Genomic DNA, 20,210 nt, shown 5'->3' with positions numbered 1-20,210 from the left:
GCGAAGAGCGCCGAGGTACCCGGCGCTCCTTTCGCATGTTCCACCCCTATGTATCCAGGAAGAAGCAGCCACCGTGTCTGACCCGAACGTGAACGACGCCATCGAGCCGGTCGAGTCCGTCGAGGACGAGCTCGACATCGTCGAGGGCGCGGACAACGAGGACACCGAGGCCTCCGCCGAGGTCGAGGCTGCCGACGCCGTCGCGGACGACGCCGCCGAGGCGGAGACCGAGGACGGCGAAGAGGCCGCGGAAGAACTCGAGGAAGAGCCCGAGGACGACCGCGACCCGATCGAGAAGCTCCGCGAGGAACTGCGGGTCCTGCCCGGCGAGTGGTACGTCATCCACACCTACGCCGGCTACGAGAACCGCGTGAAGACCAACCTCGAGCAGCGCGCCGTCTCGCTCAACGTCGAGGACTACATCTTCCAGGCCGAGGTGCCGCAGGAAGAGGTCGTCCAGATCAAGAACGGCGACCGCAAGACGATCAAGCAGAACAAGCTCCCGGGCTACGTCCTGGTCCGCATGGACCTGACGAACGAGTCCTGGGGCGTCGTCCGCAACACCCCTGGCGTCACCGGCTTCGTGGGCAACGCCTACGACCCGTACCCGCTGACCCTGGACGAGATCGTCAAGATGCTCGCCCCCGAGGCCGAGGAGAAGGCCGCTCGCGAGGCCGCCGAGGCCGAGGGCAAGCCGGCTCCGCAGCGCAAGGTCGAGGTCCAGGTGCTGGACTTCGAGGTCGGCGACTCGGTCACCGTCACCGACGGCCCCTTCGCCACGCTGCAGGCGACCATCAACGAGATCAACCCGGACTCGAAGAAGGTCAAGGGCCTCGTCGAGATCTTCGGCCGCGAGACGCCGGTCGAGCTCTCCTTCGACCAGATCCAGAAGAACTAGGTCAACGATCAGCCGAAAGAGCCCCTGACCAGCGGTTTCCCGTTGGGCAGGGGCTCTCTCGCGTCCAGGGGGCCGTCACTGGGCCGTGGGCGGCCTCCGGGCCTTGCGGTAGACCGCATCCACGGCCTTCCGGGTCCGGGTCTCACTGGTCGGCATCAGATGTGTGTACGTCCGCAGGGTGAACCCGGCATCGCTGTGTCCCAGGTAGGTACTCACGGCCTTGACGCTCTCGCCCGAGTCCAGGAGGACCGAGGCGTAGAAGTGCCGAAGGGCATGCATGCCGTCTTCGCGGGATTCCTTGTACCGCTCGCCCACGCCAGGCACCGGGATGACGCCGGCGGAAGCCAGAGCAGGCTTCCAGACGTGGGTGTTGAAGTCGTTCCGGCGGAGCGCCCCTCCCTCCTGGGTGGAGAAGTAGAGGAGCCTGGTCACCGGCGGCCCGTCCGAGCGCAGCCACGGCAAGGTCACCTCGACCGGCGGGAAGGCCGTCATGTGCGTCGCGAGGACGGAAGCCACCGAGTCGGGGAGAGGTACGTCACGCAGCTTGTTGTTCTTGGGCGGCGCGAAGATCAGGTGACCGTTCACCAGCTTCACCTGTTGTGTGACGTGCAGCACTCCGGATAGCGGGTCCACGTCGTCCACGGCAAGCCCGAAGATCTCGCCCTGCCGGAGGCCGCAGCCCGCGCCCACGTCGACCATGGCCCGGAGCCGATCAGGCATCCCGTCCCGGACCGCGAAGACGCGCTCAGGCGACCAGGGGGTGACTCGTCCAGGGGACGGCTTGGGCGGCCGGACCGAACCAGCACGGCACGGGTTGCGCGCCAGGTAGCCGTCATCCACGGCGGCCGACAGCACAGCCGACACGTTCCCGAAGATCACCCGCCGGTACGAGCTTGCCGCCCCGGTGTCCTCCAGGAGCCGAGCCCAAGAGCGGATGTGCGACGGCTGGAAGGACGCCAGCGGCCGACTGCCGAGGTGCGGGAAGGCGTGGAGCCGTAGCCGACTCTCGACCGCGACACGGGTAGCTGGGTCGGTCGTCTGTGTCGCCAGCCAGTCTTCGGCGTACTTCCTGAACGTGATCTTCCCGGCGGTCGGGTCGATGTAGTGGCCGCGCGACATGTCGGCCTCGATGTTGGCCAACCAGCGCTCAGCCTCGCGCTTCTTGCGGTCAGGGAAGCTCTTGGACTTCTCGGTGCCGTCCGGAGCGACGTAGCGAGCGCGGTAGCGGAGGCCGACGCCGAAGCGGTCGGTCTTGACCTTGACGGTCTTGCCGTCGGCGCCGGTCTCGGTCTTGTACCAGCGGTCTTGGATGTGTCCGGCCATCAGGCGGCCTCTTCCATCTGAGCCTCGACCCAGACGCGGACGTCTTCGGGGTCGAAGCGGAGGTGCCGACCGACGCGGAAGCCCCGCGGCCCGATGTGCTTGCGGCGCCACTGGTAGACGGTCTCGACCGGGATGCCGAGCAGGTCGGCCAGGTCGACCGGGGTCAGGTAGCGGTCGGGCAGCGAGCGCTTCATGCGCACACCTCCATGTCGTCCAGGTCGGCCAGGGCTTCACGTGCTGTCTCTCGGTTCAGCCGGAGGTCTCGGGCGATTGATGCAGCGAGCCAGGATTCGCCGGGGGTGTGCCCCTGCCCGGCGTAGGTCCAGTGGGCGAGCACGAGCGTGGAGCCCTCCGTGTCGTCGAGGTCTTCGGAGAGCCCGCGTTCGCGCCGCTCCTGGCGGGCGCGGTAGTCGGCTCGTACCTGGCGAAGGGCTCCGAGGGTGGTGGAGTACTGGCGCGACTTGGTCGAGAAGTGGCCGCGGAAGCCGAGCATGTGAGCCCAGCGAGCCAGCAGCCGATCCGGGTAGGCCTCATCCAGCGCCCAGCACGCCTCGATCAGGCGCCGGGTGTGGTCGGGCACCGGCAGCTTGTCGAGTTCGGACAGCTCCCCGATACGGCGGTCCACCGTGCCGGTGGTCTCGGCCGCTTTGGTCGCGTATTTGGCGACGTAGGAGGCCACGGCCTGTTCGGTCAGCTCCTCGTGACCGAGGGCGCCGATGGGCTGCACGTCGACCTGAGATCCCCACCGCAGCTCGCGTTCGGCGAAAGCGCCGGCGGAAGGCACCGGCACGGCGACCCGAGCGGCAGCAGCGCGAATCGCACCGTCGAGGAGAGCGACGGTGGCCCAGGCCGGGGGCGCGGTGTCGGGACCGTCCGGGCCATCGAGGCGCACCACCGCGTGGAAGTGCACACTGCCGCGCTTCTGGAACTCGGCGACCTTGCCGAAGGAGACCCGGCACACCTCCCGCATGGCCGACTGAGTCAGGCCCGCGCGGGCGGCGATCTCACGGCGCAGGTAGATGGTGAAGCGCCGCCACAGGTCCCCGGCGAAGTTGTTCCACAGCACCGCCCCGGCGTAGTCGTAGCGCTCCGGATCGAGCGCCGTACCGAGGGCGGGGTCGTCGTCGGCATGCTGGGCACCGCAGCGGCAGCGCCCGGAGTCCGGCCGGTTGTGGACCGGGCCGAACGAGGGCGCGGTGAGCGTGGCGAAGACACGGGGATGATCCCGCACCGTCTCGGGCACGTCCTTGCGCTCATCGCCCGTGATCCCGGCTCGGATCAGGTGGTAGGTATCCCCGGCGTAGGTCCAGGCGCAGGCCGGGCAGCGGGAGGCCCGCCGGTTGCCGCAGGCCACCCGGAGCATGCCGCCCGGCTCCTGCTCGGTGCTGTAGGAGTACAGGACGTCGCCGGTCTTGGCGTCACGGGTGACCGTCTGGCCCATGAGGCGGATCGGGTTGGCACAGCCGCCCGTACGGCGGACCTGTTCCTGCCAGCGGTCGAAGCCGGGCGAGTTGGCCACCCGCAGCAGATCGGCAAGTGTCAGGGGATCAGTGCCCATGGAGGCCGCAGCACCGGCCACGGTCTCCGGGGCGACGGGAAACACCGTCACGCGGCACCGCCGTCCTGGCACAACCAGCAGGGGCGGTAGCCCTCCTCGTACCAGTCGGAAGCGTCATCAATGACCCAGGTGTCCCAGAGCTTTCCGGCGTCGTCGCATTTCGGGCACGGCCCGTCGATCACGGCCGGGAGGTGCCGTGCGGCCGGGGCGACCGGGATCCAGAAGTATGAGGTTGACGCCATGGATTCCGCGATCTTGAGGCGCCGTGCAGAGGGGAACCGCACCTTGTGGCGGCGGTCGATCTCCGGAGTCGTCATGTCGCGCAGCCACAGCTTGCGGTGACCCGCCAGGTAGGCCGCGCGCCGACGAACCTCGTCACGGCCGAGACGAGCGGCACCCTGAGCGATCCAGTCAGCCACGTTCGGGTCAGCCGGGCCCTGGAGGAGGTAGCCGGTCGGCATGTCAGAGGCGTACAGCGCGACTGCGCGCTCCATGCCGGACAGCTCTTCGACTAACACGGGGGTCGCGGCATGCGCAACGAGCGTTGCGGGCATGATGAGAGCTCCCTTCGTGGGGGCGGGAGCGGCGATCTGACTTGGCGGTTGGGCGCCGCTCCCTGCTGTAGAGAAGGGGGTTACACCCCTTGCTCAACTTGTAGGTACGAGTTTGATGGCGTTACATGACTGTCGTCAAGAGATTCCGCGCTACATGTACCAATAAGTTGAGCGTGTGCGTCATGATGGGAGGTATGAGCAAGCAGCCGAAGTATCAACAGGTGGCGGACGCCCTGCGCCGGGAGATCGACAGCGGGACGTACGGCCCCGGCTCGCGGCTCCCCTCCGAAAGCGAGCTGATGGTTCGCTTCGACGCCTCACGGAACACGGTCCGATCAGGACTCAACTTGTTGGTCAGTCAAGGGCTGATCTCCTCCAGCCAGGGGCTGGGCTACGAGGTCCGGAAGCACGAGGTGTTCGTACTCAATGCCTCGCGGTTCGAGAACCTGACCTTTCCGCAGAACGGTGACGCGTACTCCACCGACGTGACGAACGCGGGGCGCCGGCCGCACCAGACGTTCCGAGTCGAACTGACCAACGCGCCCGAGTACATCGCAGAGCGGCTCAAGGTCGATGTCGGGTCCAGGGCCGTCCTGCGGTTCTGCCACCGCTTCGTTGATGACGTGCCCTGGTCCACCCAGGCGACTCACTATCCGGAGTGGCTCATCCAGCAGGCCCCGCGATTGACCGAGCCAGGCGACATAGCCGAAGGCACCACGCGGTACCTCGCAAGCTTGGGCATCGAGCAGATCGGATACGCAGACGAGATCTCCACTCGCATGCCGACGCCCGATGAAGCCCGCCTGTTGGAGATCGGAGCTGGAGTGCCTGTCCTGCTCTGGACCCGCACGGGCTACTCAAACGAGAAGCCCATCCGGTGCACGATCACCACGCTTCGAGGCGACTTGAACCGCATGAACTACGAGATCGGCGATCTCTCGGCCCGAGACGAGAACGAACCTCAGTGATACTCGCACCCGCCACGCCTGACGATCTCCCCCTTCTCTTGGCGTTCCGTGAGCAGGCAGCGTCCTGGCTCAGCAAGCTCGGCACTGACCAGTGGAGCCGTCCCTACCCTGCAGATCGCCTGTTGGCCACGATCGAGGCCGGGACGGTCTTCATGGTGCGGGATGGGGAGGCCACGGCGGCGACCATCACCCTCACCTCGGAGGCGGAGGAGGGGTTGTGGTCGGAGGAGGAGTTGAGGGAACCGTCCATGTTCGTCAACAAGCTCACGGTGTCCCGCGAGTACGCCGGGCAGAACTTGGGCGGGCGCCTTCTCGATTGGGCGGGTGACCGAGCCTTCCGCTCATCAGCCAAGTGGCTCCGCCTTGACGCCTGGACGACCAACGAGGCCCTACAGCGCTACTACCTACGTCAGGGCTTCGAGCATGTTCGGACCGTCCGCGAAGGCAGCGCCGTCAATGGTGGTCCACGTGTCTCCGGATGGCTTGCCCAGAGGGAGGCGCAGCCCGCTCAGCATGGCTTCGTAGACCGTGCCCCGGCCCCAGCGCCGATCATCGGGTAGCGGGTTACAGGTTTCTCTACCTCATCAAGCCCCGGCTGCGCTCCGCTCCGCCGGGCGCGCTCCCGGCTCTGCTGCGGGCGCCGCTCCTGCCTCCGGCCCGCTCCGCCCGCGCTGCGCCGACGCGCGCCCACATGTGGGCAGGGCCGGTAGCCATGAGTCGAGGCCCGTAGCTGCATCCGCCGACATGGGCCGGTCGGCTCCGAGACTTTAGGCAGCCACCATGGGGCGAGCCTCGAAGATCATGGCCCCAACGTCGTGCTTTAACGGGCAGGTCCACAGACTGCCCGACGCGCCGGAAGCTTACGGGGCCATGATCACTCGCCCCATGGCAGCTCCAGCCCAAAGTCTCGGAGCCGACCTCGCGCCGTCGTCAGCAGTACGGCGGCGGGGAGGAGAGGGAGGGGGAGTGGGGAAAGGTGCGGGGCCGTCTGTGGGCCGTGCGAGGTGAACCGACGTTGACAGATGATGACAACTAGTCGCCGGATCTTCGCTGGTCAGAAGGTAGGAGACATGGAAGCGATGCACGTGGGAGAATCGGCGCATCACTTCCAGAAGAACTGACTTCCGGACACACCGCTTCCGCGCAGGTCAGGCGATCGCTCCGGCGCTTGCCTGACCTGCTCGGTTTTCAGCCGCGCATCCATACCCGTTATCGTTGTGCGGTATGCCTGCATCCGGGTGGTCCCCGTATGCGGGCAGGACCCGAATCGAAAGGACCCGGAGAGCTATGCCTCCCAAGAAGAAGAAGGTCACGGGGCTCATCAAGCTCCAGATCCAGGCCGGTGCCGCCAACCCGGCTCCGCCGGTCGGCCCCGCGCTGGGTCAGCACGGCGTGAACATCATGGAGTTCTGCAAGGCCTACAACGCCGCGACCGAGTCGCAGCGTGGCTGGGTGATCCCGGTGGAGATCACGGTCTACGAGGACCGTTCCTTCACCTTCATCACCAAGACGCCGCCGGCCGCGAAGATGATCCTGAAGGCCGCGGGCATCGAGAAGGGCTCCGGCGAGCCGCACAAGACCAAGGTCGCGAAGATCACGCGTGACCAGGTCCGTGAGATCGCCACGACCAAGATGCCCGACCTCAACGCCAACGACCTGGACGCCGCCGAGAAGATCATCGCCGGCACCGCCCGTTCCATGGGCGTCACGGTCGAGGGCTGAGCCCCAACCTCCATCAGCAGAAGTGGCAGGGCCTGCTCGGCCCGGACCACGACTCCTAAGAATCCACAGGAGCAGTAGTGAGCAAGCGCAGCAAGTCCCTTCGCGCTGCGGACGCCAAGGTCGACCGGGAGAAGCTCTACGCCCCGCTCGAGGCCGTCCGTCTCGCCAAGGACACCTCCACGACCAAGTTCGACGGCACCGTCGAGGTCGCCTTCCGCCTGGGTGTCGACCCGCGCAAGGCCGACCAGATGGTCCGTGGCACCGTGAACCTTCCGCACGGCACCGGCAAGACCGCCCGGGTCCTGGTCTTCGCGACCGGTGACCGTGCTGCGGCCGCGGAGGCCGCGGGCGCCGACATCGTCGGCTCCGACGAACTGATCGACGAGGTGTCGAAGGGCCGTCTGGACTTCGACGCCGTCGTCGCCACCCCGGACCTCATGGGCAAGGTCGGCCGTCTCGGCCGCGTGCTCGGTCCGCGTGGTCTGATGCCGAACCCGAAGACCGGCACCGTCACCCCCGACGTGGCCAAGGCCGTCACCGAGATCAAGGGCGGCAAGATCGAGTTCCGCGTCGACAAGCACTCGAACCTGCACTTCATCATCGGCAAGTCGTCCTTCGACGACACCAAGCTGGTGGAGAACTACGGCGCCGCGCTGGAGGAGATCCTCCGTCTGAAGCCGTCGGCCGCCAAGGGTCGCTACATCAAGAAGGCCGCCATCAGCACCACGATGGGCCCCGGCATTCCGGTCGACCCGAACCGCACCCGCAACCTCCTCGTCGAGGAGGACCCGGCTGCGGTCTGAGCCTGAGGCTCACCCAACCGGTCACGGGCCCCGCACCTCTTACAGGTGCGGGGCCCGTTCCCTTTTCCGGTACGTACGCCGGTGGCCTGGGTTAACGTGCGGGAACCGGATGCGAACGGGGGGGGACGTATGCAGGGCACGACCGTGCGCCGCGTGGGCCTGGTGCTCGCGGCGACAGCGCTGACGGGGGTGGCCGCCTGCACGTCCCAGGAGTCCTCCGAGGCCCCCGGCCGGGACGACGGCGCCGCACGCGGCCGGGCCCTGGCCGCCCTGCGCGCCGCCGAGCGCACCACCGAGCAGGCCGAGTCCGCCCGGGTGGAGTCCACGACGACCATGGGCTCGCTGATGTCCATGACCGCCGACGGCACCCTGGGCTGGAGCAACGGCATCACCGGCACCCTCACCATCGAGTACACCGGCGGGACCATCGCCGACACCATGCGGCGGCTGGGCGCCACCTCCATGGAGGCCCGTTATCTGCCGGAGGCGTACTACGCGCGCATGGGCGAGAAGTTCGCCGAGCAGACCGGCGGCAGGCACTGGATCCGGTACGCGTACGAGGACCTCGAAGCCCTCGCCGGCGGCTCCGGTGCCCATCTCGGTGACCAGATGCGCAGCACCACGCCGAACCAGTCCCTCAAGCTGCTGCTGTCCTCCGGCGACGTCAGGAAGGTCGGCGAGGAGACCGTCGGCGGCCGGTCCGCGACGCACTGGTCCGGCACCGTGACAGCGGCCGACGTCGCCGACGACGGCCTGCGGCAGCAGCTGACCGAGGCCGGTGTCACCACCGAGACCGTCGACATCTGGATCGACAAGCGGAACCTGCTGGTCAAGAAGGTCGAGAAGGCGCGGATGACCACCGGCCTGATGACCCAGACCGCGCACTACGCCGACTACGGCGTTCCGGTCCGGGTCGAACGGCCCCCGCGGTCCGACACCGGGGACTTCGAGGATCTGATGCGCAAGCAGCCCGGCATGCCCTGAGGCCTCCGCCTATTCCGATAGATCACTTGTGCCCCTCTGGGATAGGCTCGCGGCCTTGCTGTGAAGCAACCATGTATTCCTTGGGGGGAATTGATGAGGACGTCCATACCTGCCGCCGGGGCGTGTGCCCTGCTTCTCGCCGTCGGCGCCGTCGGCTGCGGATCCGAGCAGTCGCCGGAGATGACGCCCGCCGCGGCCGTCGCCAAAGCGGCGAAGAACACGGAGGACATCACGTCCCTCCAGTACCGCTTGAAGGGCACGGTCCCGGAGTCGGGCCGCGTCGAGGGTGAGGCGTCCATGCGCCTGAAGCCCACGATCGCCATGAGCATGAAGATGACGGCGCCCGACCAGGCCGCCGGCGAAAGCGTGGAGATCCGTCTCGTCGACAAGGCCATGTACCTCGGTGGGGGAGCCGAGATGGCCAAGGAGATGGACGGCAAGCGCTGGCTGAAGTTCGATCTGTCCGGCTCCGACGCGGCCAAGGACCTGGACAAGGTGGGGTCCACGAGCCAGGCCGAGCAGAACCCGGCGGCGGAGTCCACCTTCCTCACGGGCGCCAAGGACGTGAAGGAGGTCGGCAGCGAGAAGGTCGACGGAGTCGAGACCACCCACTACACGGGCACGGTCACCCTCGCCGACCTGCGCGCCTCGCTCAAGGACGAGAAGGCGCAGACCCGCAAGCAGCGCGAGAAGAGCATCAAGCAGTACGAGAAGCTGGGCGTCGACAAGTTCACGATGGACATGTGGGTCGACGGCGAGGACCACACCAAGCAGTTCCGCATGAAGGGCCAGGCCGACAAGGGCCCGATGGACATGACCATCACCTTCCTCGACTACAACAAGCCCGTCACCGTCACGGCCCCGCAGGCCAAGGACGTCGCGGACCTGAGCGAGATGTTCAAGGAGCTGGGGCAGGGCTGAACCGCCCCGCGCCGATCCGCCGTACGGGCGGATTTGCCTCACGGTGAACCGTTCCCGTACTCTCCTACAGAAGCCAAAGACCGCTGGTCGTTACCGCGCGCTCATCAGAGGGCGCGGTGGCCGAAGGATCCGCTGAACGGCGGACGACCCGCGCAGGTGACACTGGAGAAGCTCCCGGAGCCCACCGCCTCGTGCGTGTGTGAAACCGGTCGAGCTACGCCCCGTGCGCTTGCGCCGGGGCGTTTCGTTTTCCCCAGTCCTCCTTCGGGTCCGCGCGGTCCGAATCACCCGGAAGGAGGCCGAGGCTCATGGCGAGGCCTGACAAGGTCGATGCCGTCGAGGAGATGCGGGACAAGTTCCGCAACTCCAACGCCGCTGTCGTTACCGCGTACACCGGTCTCACCGTCGCGCAGCTCCAGCAGCTGCGTCGTTCACTCGGTGAGAACGCTCAGTACCGTGTGGCGAAGAACACGCTGACCAAGATTGCGGCCAACGAGGCCGGGATCACGACGCTGGACGACCTCTTTGCGGGTTCGTCGGCCGTCGCCTTCGTGACCGGTGACCCGGTCGAGGCGGCGAAGGGTCTCCGTGACTTCGCCAAGGACAACCCCAACCTCGTCATCAAGGGCGGCGTCCTTGACGGCAAGGCGTTGTCCGCCGATGAGATCAAGAAGCTTGCGGACCTCGAGTCCCGCGAGGTTCTGCTCTCCAAGCTGGCCGGTGCCATGAAGGGCAAGCAGTCCCAGGCTGCCTCTGTCTTCCAGGCGCTGCCGTCGAAGCTCGTCCGCACCGTGGACGCGCTCCGTGCCAAGCAGGACGAGCAGGGCGGTGCCGAGTAACTCGGCTCGCATCCCGGCCGCCGCTGCCTGAACGCGGCGACCGTCGCGGGCCAAACGTACGCCCGCCTCACATGTACATCCGGCACCTGCCGAATTAGTGGAAGGACCGCCATCATGGCGAAGCTCAGCCAGGAAGACCTGCTCGCGCAGTTCGAGGAAATGACCCTCATCGAGCTCTCCGAGTTCGTGAAGGCGTTCGAGGACAAGTTCGACGTTACCGCCGCCGCTGCCGCGCCGGTCGTCGTCGCCGGTGGTGCCGCTGGTGGCGCCGCTGCCGAGGCCGAGGCCGAGCAGGACGAGTTCGACGTCATCCTCACCGGTGCCGGCGACAAGAAGATCCAGGTCATCAAGGTCGTGCGTGAGCTGACCTCCCTGGGTCTGAAGGAGGCCAAGGACCTCGTGGACGGCGCCCCGAAGCCCGTTCTCGAGAAGGTCGCCAAGGACGCCGCCGAGAAGGCCGCCGAGTCCCTCAAGGGCGCCGGCGCCTCCGTCGAGGTCAAGTAACACCCTCGGATCCGTCAGGATCCACAACACGTCCCGCCGGACGTGTAACGCCTAAGCGCTGAAGAGCGATCATCCATCCGGGTGGTCGCTCTTCGGCGTTCTCGGAGGCGGGCCACGGTTGCCTTGAAGCCCCGGTGACGGGGGGTATGGTGATCTTCGTCGTGTCTCCGGGCGGCTCCGGATCGGGCAGGGGGGCCTTGACGAACCGCACGCAGCGCGCAATTCTCAGGACGCGTCGTCACAGGATCCGAATCCGAGGCATGGATCGGCGACGAAGAGGGCAGTATCAACGTGCGTTGAGGGCAGCGCCTTGTCGCAGGAGTGGAACAACGAGGGTGAACACGGGTTCCAGAACCCGCACTGGACATCAGTGTGCCAAGTGGCTACACTGACCCTTTGCGCTGCCTGTTAGCTGTCCCCTGCCCGTCACCAGGGGTCTGCCCTCGCCCGAGCATCGACGACAAGATCTGTCCGACCTGGCCTTTCGGCCGGACTGACACAGCTTGTCTCTGTGTACGGGAGAGGGGCCGGTACGCGCGTAGTGAGTCCGAGCCCTCGGAAGGACCCCCTCTTGGCCGCCTCGCGCAACGCCTCGACCGCGAATACGAACAACGCCGCCAGCACTGCCCCGCTGCGCATCTCTTTTGCAAAGATCAAGGAGCCTCTTGAGGTTCCGAACCTGCTCGCGCTGCAGACCGAGAGCTTCGACTGGCTCCTCGGCAACACCGCCTGGCAGAGTCGGGTCGAGGAGGCTCTCGAGAACGGTCAGGACGTCCCCACCAAGTCCGGGCTCGAGGAGATCTTCGAGGAGATCTCCCCGATCGAGGACTTCAGCGGGTCGATGTCGCTGACCTTCCGCGACCACCGCTTCGAGCCGCCGAAGAACTCCATCGACGAGTGCAAGGACCGCGACTTCACGTACGCGGCCCCGCTCTTCGTCACCGCCGAGTTCACCAACAACGAGACCGGCGAGATCAAGTCCCAGACGGTCTTCATGGGCGACTTCCCGCTCATGACGAACAAGGGCACCTTCGTCATCAACGGCACCGAGCGTGTCGTGGTGTCGCAGCTCGTCCGCTCGCCGGGCGTGTACTTCGACTCCTCCATCGACAAGACGTCCGACAAGGACATCTTCTCCGCCAAGATCATCCCGTCCCGGGGTGCCTGGCTGGAGATGGAGATCGACAAGCGCGACATGGTCGGTGTCCGCATCGACCGCAAGCGCAAGCAGTCCGTCACCGTCCTGCTCAAGGCGCTCGGCTGGACCACCGAGCAGATCCTCGAGGAGTTCGGCGAGTACGAGTCCATGCGCGCCACCCTGGAGAAGGACCACACCCAGGGCCAGGACGACGCGCTGCTCGACATCTACCGCAAGCTGCGTCCGGGCGAGCCCCCCACGCGTGAGGCCGCGCAGACGCTGCTCGAGAACCTCTACTTCAACCCCAAGCGCTACGACCTGGCCAAGGTCGGCCGCTACAAGGTCAACAAGAAGCTGGGTGCGGACGCTCCGCTGGACGCGGGCATCCTGACCGTCGAGGACATCATCTCGACGATCAAGTACCTGGTGAAGCTGCACGCGGGCGAGACCGAGACGGTCGGCGACAGTGGCACGAACATCGTCGTCGAGACCGACGACATCGACCACTTCGGCAACCGCCGCCTGCGCAGCGTCGGCGAGCTCATCCAGAACCAGGTCCGTACGGGTCTGGCGCGTATGGAGCGAGTCGTCCGCGAGCGGATGACGACCCAGGACGTCGAGGCGATCACGCCGCAGACCCTGATCAACATCCGGCCGGTCGTCGCCTCCATCAAGGAGTTCTTCGGCACCAGCCAGCTGTCCCAGTTCATGGACCAGAACAACCCGCTGTCCGGTCTGACGCACAAGCGGCGTCTCTCCGCGCTCGGCCCGGGTGGTCTGTCCCGTGAGCGGGCCGGCTTCGAGGTCCGTGACGTGCACCCCTCGCACTACGGCCGCATGTGCCCGATCGAGACGCCCGAAGGCCCGAACATCGGTCTGATCGGCTCGCTCGCCTCCTACGGCCGGGTCAACGCGTTCGGTTTCGTCGAGACCCCGTACCGCAAGGTGTTCGAGGGCCAGGTCACCGACGAGGTCGACTACCTGACCGCCGACGAGGAGGACCGCTTCGTCATCGCGCAGGCCAACGCGCCCCTGACGGACGACCTCCGCTTCGCCGAGGCCCGGGTGCTGGTCCGCCGTAAGGGCGGCGAGGTCGACTACGTCACCGGCGAGGACGTGGACTACATGGACGTCTCGCCGCGCCAGATGGTGTCGGTCGCGACCGCCATGATCCCCTTCCTCGAGCACGACGACGCCAACCGTGCCCTCATGGGCGCGAACATGATGCGTCAGGCCGTGCCGCTGATTAAGTCCGAGGCGCCGCTCGTCGGCACCGGCATGGAGTACCGCTCCGCGGTCGACGCCGGCGACGTGGTCAAGGCCGAGAAGCCCGGTGTGGTCCAGGAGGTCTCCGCGGACTACATCACCACCGCCAACGACGACGGCACGTACATCACGTACCGCCTGGCCAAGTTCGCCCGCTCCAACCAGGGCACCTCGGTCAACCAGAAGGTCATCGTCAACGAGGGCGACCGGATCATCGAGGGCCAGGTCCTCGCCGACGGTCCGGCCACCCAGAACGGCGAGATGGCGCTGGGCAAGAACCTGCTCGTGGCGTTCATGCCGTGGGAGGGTCACAACTACGAGGACGCGATCATCCTGTCGCAGCGCCTCGTGCAGGACGACGTCCTCTCCTCGATCCACATCGAGGAGCACGAGGTCGACGCCCGTGACACCAAGCTCGGCCCCGAGGAGATCACCCGGGACATCCCGAACGTCTCCGAGGAGGTCCTCGCCGACCTCGACGAGCGCGGCATCATCCGCATCGGTGCCGAGGTCGTCGCCGGTGACATCCTCGTCGGCAAGGTCACGCCCAAGGGTGAGACCGAGCTGACGCCGGAGGAGCGCCTGCTGCGCGCCATCTTCGGTGAGAAGGCCCGTGAGGTCCGTGACACCTCGCTGAAGGTCCCGCACGGCGAGATCGGCAAGGTCATCGGCGTCCGCGTCTTCGACCGTGAAGAGGGCGACGAGCTGCCGCCGGGCGTGAACCAGCTGGTTCGTGTCTACGTGGCGCAGAAGCGCAAGATCACGGACGGTGACAAGCTCGCCGGCCGTCACGGCAACAAGGGTGTCATCTCGAAGATCCTGCCGATCGAGGACATGCCGTTCCTGGAGGACGGCACCCCGGTCGACATCATCCTCAACCCGCTCGGTGTGCCGTCCCGAATGAACCCGGGACAGGTTCTGGAGATCCACCTCGGCTGGCTCGCCAGCCGCGGCTGGGACGTCTCCGGCCTCGCGGACGACTGGGCCCAGCGCCTGCAGGCCATCGAGGCCGACCAGGTCGCCCCGGGCACCAACGTCGCCACCCCCGTCTTCGACGGTGCGCGTGAGGACGAGCTGGCCGGTCTGCTGAACCACACCATCCCGAACCGCGACGGCGAGCGCATGGTGCTCCCGACCGGTAAGGCGCCGCTGTTCGACGGCCGCTCCGGCGAGCCGTTCCCGGAGCCGATCTCGGTCGGCTACATGTACATCCTCAAGCTGCACCACCTGGTCGACGACAAGCTGCACGCCCGGTCGACCGGTCCGTACTCGATGATCACCCAGCAGCCGCTGGGTGGTAAGGCCCAGTTCGGTGGCCAGCGCTTCGGTGAGATGGAGGTGTGGGCGCTGGAGGCTTACGGCGCCGCGTACGCCCTCCAGGAGCTGCTGACCATCAAGTCCGACGACGTCACCGGCCGCGTGAAGGTCTACGAGGCCATCGTCAAGGGCGAGAACATCCCCGAGCCCGGCATCCCCGAGTCCTTCAAGGTGCTCATCAAGGAGATGCAGTCCCTGTGCCTCAACGTGGAGGTGCTGTCCTCGGACGGCATGTCCATCGAGATGCGCGACACCGACGAGGACGTCTTCCGCGCTGCGGAGGAGCTTGGCATCGACCTGTCCCGGCGTGAGCCGAGCAGCGTCGAAGAGGTCTGACGGGAGTCCGGCGGCCTTCGTGATGAAGGCCGCCGGCCCCAGGACCCCCGTATCAGACCCCATGACTTACAACCCTGAGAGGGATTGACGCATAGTGCTCGACGTCAACTTCTTCGACGAGCTCCGGATCGGTCTGGCCACCGCTGACGACATCCGTCAGTGGAGCCACGGCGAGGTCAAGAAGCCCGAGACGATCAACTACCGCACGCTCAAGCCCGAAAAGGACGGACTCTTCTGCGAGAAGATCTTCGGTCCGACCCGGGACTGGGAGTGCTACTGCGGCAAGTACAAGCGTGTCCGCTTCAAGGGCATCATCTGTGAGCGGTGTGGCGTCGAGGTCACCCGCGCCAAGGTGCGCCGTGAGCGGATGGGCCACATCGAGCTGGCCGCGCCCGTCACGCACATCTGGTACTTCAAGGGTGTTCCGTCGCGCCTGGGCTACCTGCTCGACCTGGCGCCGAAGGACCTCGAGAAGGTCATCTACTTCGCGGCGTACATGATCACGTACGTCGACGAGGAGCGCCGTACGCGCGACCTGCCCTCGCTGGAGGCCCACGTCTCCGTCGAGCGCCAGCAGATCGAGCAGCGCCGCGACGCCGACCTGGAGGCCCGCGCCAAGAAGCTCGAGACCGACCTGGCCGAGCTGGAGGCCGAGGGCGCCAAGGCCGACGTGCGCCGCAAGGTGCGCGAGGGTGCCGAGCGTGAGATGAAGCAGCTGCGTGACCGCGCGCAGCGCGAGATCGACCGCCTCGACGAGGTGTGGAACCGTTTCAAGAACCTCAAGGTCCAGGACCTCGAGGGCGACGAGCTGCTCTACCGCGAGCTGCGTGACCGCTTCGGCACGTACTTCGACGGCTCGATGGGTGCCGCGGCGCTGCAGAAGCGCCTGGAGTCCTTCGACCTCGACGAGGAGGCCGAGCGCCTCCGCGAGATCATCCGTACCGGCAAGGGCCAGAAGAAGACCCGTGCGCTCAAGCGCCTGAAGGTCGTCTCCGCGTTCCTGCAGACCAGCAACAGCCCCAAGGGCATGGTGCTCGACTGCGTGCCGGTCATCCCGCCGGACCTGCGTCCGATGGTGCAGCTGGACGGTGGCCGCTTCGCGACCTCCGACCTGAACGACCTGTACCGCCGTGTGATCAACCGGAACAACCGACTGAAGCGCCTTCTCGACCTCGGTGCGCCCGAGATCATCGTGAACAACGAGAAGCGCATGCTCCAGGAGGCCGTCGACGCGCTGTTCGACAACGGCCGCCGTGGCCGTCCGGTCACCGGTCCCGGTAACCGCCCGCTGAAGTCCCTCAGCGACATGCTGAAGGGTAAGCAGGGTCGCTTCCGTCAGAACCTGCTCGGTAAGCGTGTGGACTACTCCGCGCGTTCCGTGATCGTCGTCGGTCCGCAGCTGAAGCTGCACCAGTGCGGTCTGCCGAAGGCGATGGCGCTGGAGCTCTTCAAGCCGTTCGTGATGAAGCGCCTGGTCGACCTGAACCACGCGCAGAACATCAAGAGCGCCAAGCGCATGGTCGAGCGCGGCCGCACGGTCGTGTACGACGTGCTGGAAGAGGTCATCGCGGAGCACCCGGTTCTGCTGAACCGTGCGCCCACGCTGCACCGCCTCGGCATCCAGGCCTTCGAGCCGCAGCTGGTCGAGGGCAAGGCCATCCAGATCCACCCGCTCGTCTGCACCGCGTTCAACGCGGACTTCGACGGTGACCAGATGGCCGTGCACCTGCCGCTGTCCGCGGAGGCGCAGGCCGAGGCCCGCATCCTGATGCTGTCCTCGAACAACATCCTCAAGCCGGCCGACGGCCGCCCGGTGACGATGCCGACCCAGGACATGGTCCTCGGTCTGTTCTTCCTCACCACCGACGGCGAGATGCGCGACCTCAAGGGCGAGGGCCGTTCCTTCGCCTCGGTCGCCGAGGCGATCATGGCCTTCGACGCGGGCGAGCTGTCGCTCCAGTCGAAGATCGACGTCCGCTTCCCGGTCGGCACCATCCCGCCGCGTGGCTGGACCCCGCCGGCGCGCGAGGAGGGCGAGCCCGAGTGGCAGCAGGGTGACAGCTTCCGGCTGAACACCACGCTGGGCCGCGCGCTCTTCAACGAGCTGCTGCCCGAGGACTACCCGTTCGTCGACTACGAGGTCGGCAAGAAGCAGCTCTCCGAGATCGTCAACGACCTCGCCGAGCGCTACCCCAAGGTCATCGTGGCGGCGACGCTCGACAACCTGAAGGCGGCCGGCTTCTACTGGGCCACCCGTTCCGGCGTCACCGTGGCCATCTCCGACGTCGTCGTTCCCGAGGCGAAGAAGGAGATCGTCAAGGGCTACGAGGCGCAGGACGAGAAGGTCCAGAAGCAGTACGAGCGCGGTCTGATCACCAAGGACGAGCGCACGCAGGAGCTCATCGCGATCTGGACCAAGGCGACCAACGAGGTCGCCGAGGCGATGAACGACAACTTCCCGAAGACCAACCCGATCTTCATGATGGTGAACTCGGGTGCACGAGGCAACATGATGCAGATGCGTCAGATCGCCGGTATGCGTGGTCTGGTGTCGAACGCGAAGAACGAGACGATCCCGCGTCCCATCAAGGCCTCCTTCCGTGAGGGCCTGTCCGTGCTGGAGTACTTCATCTCCACGCACGGTGCCCGTAAGGGTCTGGCGGACACCGCTCTGCGTACCGCCGACTCGGGTTACCTCACGCGTCGTCTGGTCGACGTCTCCCAGGACGTCATCATTCGCGAGGAGGACTGCGGCACCGAGCGCGGTCTGCGTCTGAAGATCGCCGACCGGAACGCCGAGGGCACGCTGGTCAAGACGGAGGACGTCGAGACCTCCGTGTACGCGCGCTGCCTCGCCGAGGACATCGTCGTCGACGGGCAGGTGCTGGCCCCGGCCGGTACCGACCTGGGCGACGTCCTCATCGAGGAGCTCGTGCAGCGTGGCGTCGAGGAGGTCAAGACCCGCTCGGTCCTGACCTGCGAGTCCGCCGTCGGCACCTGCGCGATGTGCTACGGCCGTTCGCTCGCCACCGGCAAGCTGGTCGACATCGGTGAGGCGGTCGGCATCATCGCCGCCCAGTCCATCGGTGAGCCCGGCACCCAGCTGACGATGCGTACCTTCCACACCGGTGGTGTGGCCGGTGACGACATCACCCAGGGTCTGCCGCGTGTCGTCGAGCTCTTCGAGGCCCGTACCCCGAAGGGTGTCGCCCCGATCTCCGAGGCCCAGGGCCGCGTGCGGATCGAGGAGACCGAGAAGACCAAGAAGATCGTCGTCACCCCGGACGACGGCAGCGACGAGACGGCGTTCCCGATCTCGAAGCGTGCCCGTCTCCTGGTCAGCGAGGGCGAGCACGTCGAGGTGGGCCAGAAGCTCACCGTGGGTGCCACCAACCCGCACGACGTGCTGCGCATCCTGGGCCAGCGTGCCGTCCAGGTCCACCTGGTCGGCGAGGTCCAGAAGGTCTACAACTCGCAGGGTGTGTCGATCCACGACAAGCACATCGAGATCATCATCCGGCAGATGCTCCGCCGCGTGACGATCATCGAGTCCGGCGACGCCGAGCTGCTGCCCGGTGAGCTGGTCGAGCGCTCGAAGTTCGAGCACGAGAACCGTCGTGTGGTCCAGGAGGGCGGTCACCCGGCTTCGGGCCGTCCGCAGCTCATGGGTATCACCAAGGCCTCGCTGGCGACGGAATCCTGGCTGTCGGCCGCCTCCTTCCAGGAGACGACCCGAGTCCTGACGGACGCGGCGATCAACGCCAAGTCCGACAGCCTCATCGGCCTCAAGGAGAACGTCATCATCGGTAAGCTCATCCCGGCCGGTACGGGTCTGTCCCGCTACCGCAACATCCGGGTCGAGCCGACCGAGGAGGCCAAGGCCGCGATGTACTCGGCCGTCGGCTACGACGACATCGACTACTCGCCGTTCGGCACGGGCTCCGGCCAGGCCGTTCCGCTGGAGGACTACGACTACGGTCCGTACAACCAGTAAGCGAGTCGCTTGAGCCGAGGGGCGGTCATCCTGCGGGGTGGCCGCCCTTCGGCGTTCCCGGTGCCGAGGGCCCGGGCCGGAAGGGCCTCGACGCCGTCTCACCGGGGCGTCTGCGGGCACGCGGACACGGCGGCGACGCCGAGACGCGTCTGCGTGCGCGAGCGCCTGTGTCGGCCGCCTGGCCGACATGCGGCGCATGTCGTCGACGCACCCGTGCCGGAACCCCCGCTGCGGCGCATTATGGAAGGACTCCGCTTCCGGGGAGGTGCTCCGTGTCGCAGCCGCACTATCCGTCCTGGCAGCCCTGGCAGCCCTGGCAGGGTCCTGGTGCTTCCTCGATGCTGGCGTCGCACGCCGATCGGGAGCGGGCCGTGGATGTGCTCAGAGCCGGGTACGGCGAGGGGCGGATGGAGCAGGGCGAGTTCGAGAAGCGGGTCGGGCGGGCTTACGCGGCGCGGACCGTGGGGGAGCTGGCGCTGCTCGTCGCGGATCTGCCGCAGGGGCCGTTGCCGCAGCCGGCCTCGCTCGTGCCCGTGCCGGCGACGTTCATGCCGGTGCCGCGGGCGCGGACCAACGGCAAGGCCGTCGCGGCCGGGGTGTGCGGGCTGCTGTGCGTGCCGACCATGGGGATGACCGGGATCCCGGCCGTCGTGCTGGGGCATGTGGCCCGGGCCGAGATCCGCAGCCGGGGAGAGCTGGGGGACGGACTCGCGCTGACCGGCCTCGTGCTCGGGTGGTTGTCCACGGCGGGCTGGGCACTCGTCCTGGTGTTGCTCACGGTGGTGTCCGTCGTAGCATCGTGAAGGTATGCAAAACGGACAGTCGCCGTCGAATTGAAGATCGACAACGGCCGGGGGGCTTGACATGTCCCGCATGCCGATGCGGGCGGTGCCCATTTGTTTTGACCGCAGCGAATGCGGTAGGTACGCTCAGACCTTGTGCCTGGGGTGTGCCCTGGCTCGCGTGTGTGCCATGAACCACACGGCGAGTTGACACCGGCCACCGTAATCTGCGCTGTTTCTGCCTCGCGGCGGGAGTCCGCGGGTTCGACACACCCGACCGCGTGGGTCGGAGATGTTCCAGGT

General features: G+C 67.1%; 16 protein-coding genes. 12 read left to right on the top strand and 4 right to left on the bottom strand.

What is annotated here, in order from left to right; translation table 11 throughout:
- Positions 1–73: 73 nt before the first annotated feature.
- Entirely contained in the window at positions 74–898 is an 825-nt protein-coding gene (gene nusG, locus ACZ7EG_RS08810) for a transcription termination/antitermination protein NusG (RefSeq protein ID WP_362047095.1), read from the top strand.
- 75 nt (positions 899–973) lie between these two features.
- Here nusG and ACZ7EG_RS08805 read toward each other — a convergent pair whose 3' ends face one another.
- The 4 genes from ACZ7EG_RS08805 to ACZ7EG_RS08790 are packed head-to-tail and all read right to left on the bottom strand — an operon-like array spanning position 974 to position 4,333.
- Positions 974–2,221 (bottom strand): tyrosine-type recombinase/integrase, encoded by a 1,248-nt coding sequence (locus ACZ7EG_RS08805; protein ID WP_471074238.1) that lies wholly within the window; start codon positions 2,219–2,221, stop codon positions 974–976.
- Complete coding sequence (locus ACZ7EG_RS08800) at positions 2,221–2,415, bottom strand: helix-turn-helix domain-containing protein (RefSeq protein WP_471074235.1); 195 nt, start codon at positions 2,413–2,415, stop codon at positions 2,221–2,223. The genes ACZ7EG_RS08805 and ACZ7EG_RS08800 overlap by 1 nt, the downstream gene beginning before the upstream one ends.
- Positions 2,412–3,800, bottom strand: a complete 1,389-nt coding sequence (repSA, locus tag ACZ7EG_RS08795) for a replication initiator protein RepSA (RefSeq protein WP_471074881.1) — start codon at positions 3,798–3,800, stop codon at positions 2,412–2,414. The genes ACZ7EG_RS08800 and repSA overlap by 4 nt, the downstream gene beginning before the upstream one ends.
- A gap of 26 nt (positions 3,801–3,826) precedes the next feature.
- Positions 3,827–4,333: a hypothetical protein gene (locus tag ACZ7EG_RS08790; RefSeq protein ID WP_471074232.1), complete on the bottom strand. Its 507-nt coding sequence runs from the start codon at positions 4,331–4,333 to the stop codon at positions 3,827–3,829.
- A 194-nt stretch (positions 4,334–4,527) separates the two neighbouring features.
- Here ACZ7EG_RS08790 and ACZ7EG_RS08785 point away from each other — a divergent pair, with 194 nt between their 5' ends.
- The 11 genes from ACZ7EG_RS08785 to ACZ7EG_RS08735 all read left to right on the top strand — a co-directional run bounded on the left by ACZ7EG_RS08785 (position 4,528) and on the right by ACZ7EG_RS08735 (position 19,928).
- Positions 4,528–5,301: a GntR family transcriptional regulator gene (locus tag ACZ7EG_RS08785; protein ID WP_471074228.1), complete on the top strand. Its 774-nt coding sequence runs from the start codon at positions 4,528–4,530 to the stop codon at positions 5,299–5,301.
- Positions 5,298–5,861, top strand: a complete 564-nt coding sequence (locus ACZ7EG_RS08780; protein ID WP_471074225.1) for a GNAT family N-acetyltransferase — start codon at positions 5,298–5,300, stop codon at positions 5,859–5,861. The genes ACZ7EG_RS08785 and ACZ7EG_RS08780 overlap by 4 nt, the downstream gene beginning before the upstream one ends.
- 727 nt (positions 5,862–6,588) lie before the next feature.
- A complete protein-coding gene (gene rplK / locus ACZ7EG_RS08775) occupies positions 6,589–7,023 on the top strand; it encodes a 50S ribosomal protein L11 (protein ID WP_003992325.1) in 435 nt (144 codons plus the stop codon).
- Positions 7,024–7,100: 77 nt separating this feature from the next.
- Positions 7,101–7,826 carry a 50S ribosomal protein L1 gene (rplA, locus tag ACZ7EG_RS08770; protein ID WP_033308987.1) on the top strand — a complete coding sequence of 242 codons (726 nt, stop codon included), beginning with the start codon at positions 7,101–7,103 and terminating at the stop codon, positions 7,824–7,826.
- Positions 7,827–7,955: 129 nt separating this feature from the next.
- Entirely contained in the window at positions 7,956–8,810 is an 855-nt protein-coding gene (locus tag ACZ7EG_RS08765; protein WP_471074222.1) for an SCO4651 family lipoprotein, read from the top strand.
- Positions 8,811–8,903: 93 nt separating this feature from the next.
- Positions 8,904–9,731, top strand: coding sequence for an SCO4651 family lipoprotein (locus tag ACZ7EG_RS08760; RefSeq protein ID WP_471074219.1), 828 nt, complete (start codon positions 8,904–8,906; stop codon positions 9,729–9,731).
- A 308-nt stretch (positions 9,732–10,039) separates the two neighbouring features.
- Entirely contained in the window at positions 10,040–10,570 is a 531-nt protein-coding gene (rplJ, locus tag ACZ7EG_RS08755; protein ID WP_033308984.1) for a 50S ribosomal protein L10, read from the top strand.
- 114 nt (positions 10,571–10,684) lie between these two features.
- Positions 10,685–11,074 (top strand): 50S ribosomal protein L7/L12, encoded by a 390-nt coding sequence (rplL, locus tag ACZ7EG_RS08750; protein ID WP_471074216.1) that lies wholly within the window; start codon positions 10,685–10,687, stop codon positions 11,072–11,074.
- Between the two features lie 571 nt (positions 11,075–11,645).
- Positions 11,646–15,131 carry a DNA-directed RNA polymerase subunit beta gene (gene rpoB / locus ACZ7EG_RS08745; protein WP_471074213.1) on the top strand — a complete coding sequence of 1,162 codons (3,486 nt, stop codon included), beginning with the start codon at positions 11,646–11,648 and terminating at the stop codon, positions 15,129–15,131.
- Between the two features lie 94 nt (positions 15,132–15,225).
- Positions 15,226–19,125 (top strand): DNA-directed RNA polymerase subunit beta', encoded by a 3,900-nt coding sequence (locus ACZ7EG_RS08740; RefSeq protein WP_471074210.1) that lies wholly within the window; start codon positions 15,226–15,228, stop codon positions 19,123–19,125.
- Between the two features lie 272 nt (positions 19,126–19,397).
- A complete protein-coding gene (locus tag ACZ7EG_RS08735) occupies positions 19,398–19,928 on the top strand; it encodes a DUF1707 and DUF4190 domain-containing protein (RefSeq protein WP_471074207.1) in 531 nt (176 codons plus the stop codon).
- The last annotated feature ends 282 nt before the right edge of the window (positions 19,929–20,210 follow it).

The organism is Streptomyces sp. NPDC037100 (assembly GCF_055606225.1).
Note: the sequence above shows the minus strand (reverse complement) of the source record. Positions and strands in the feature narration are given on the sequence as shown.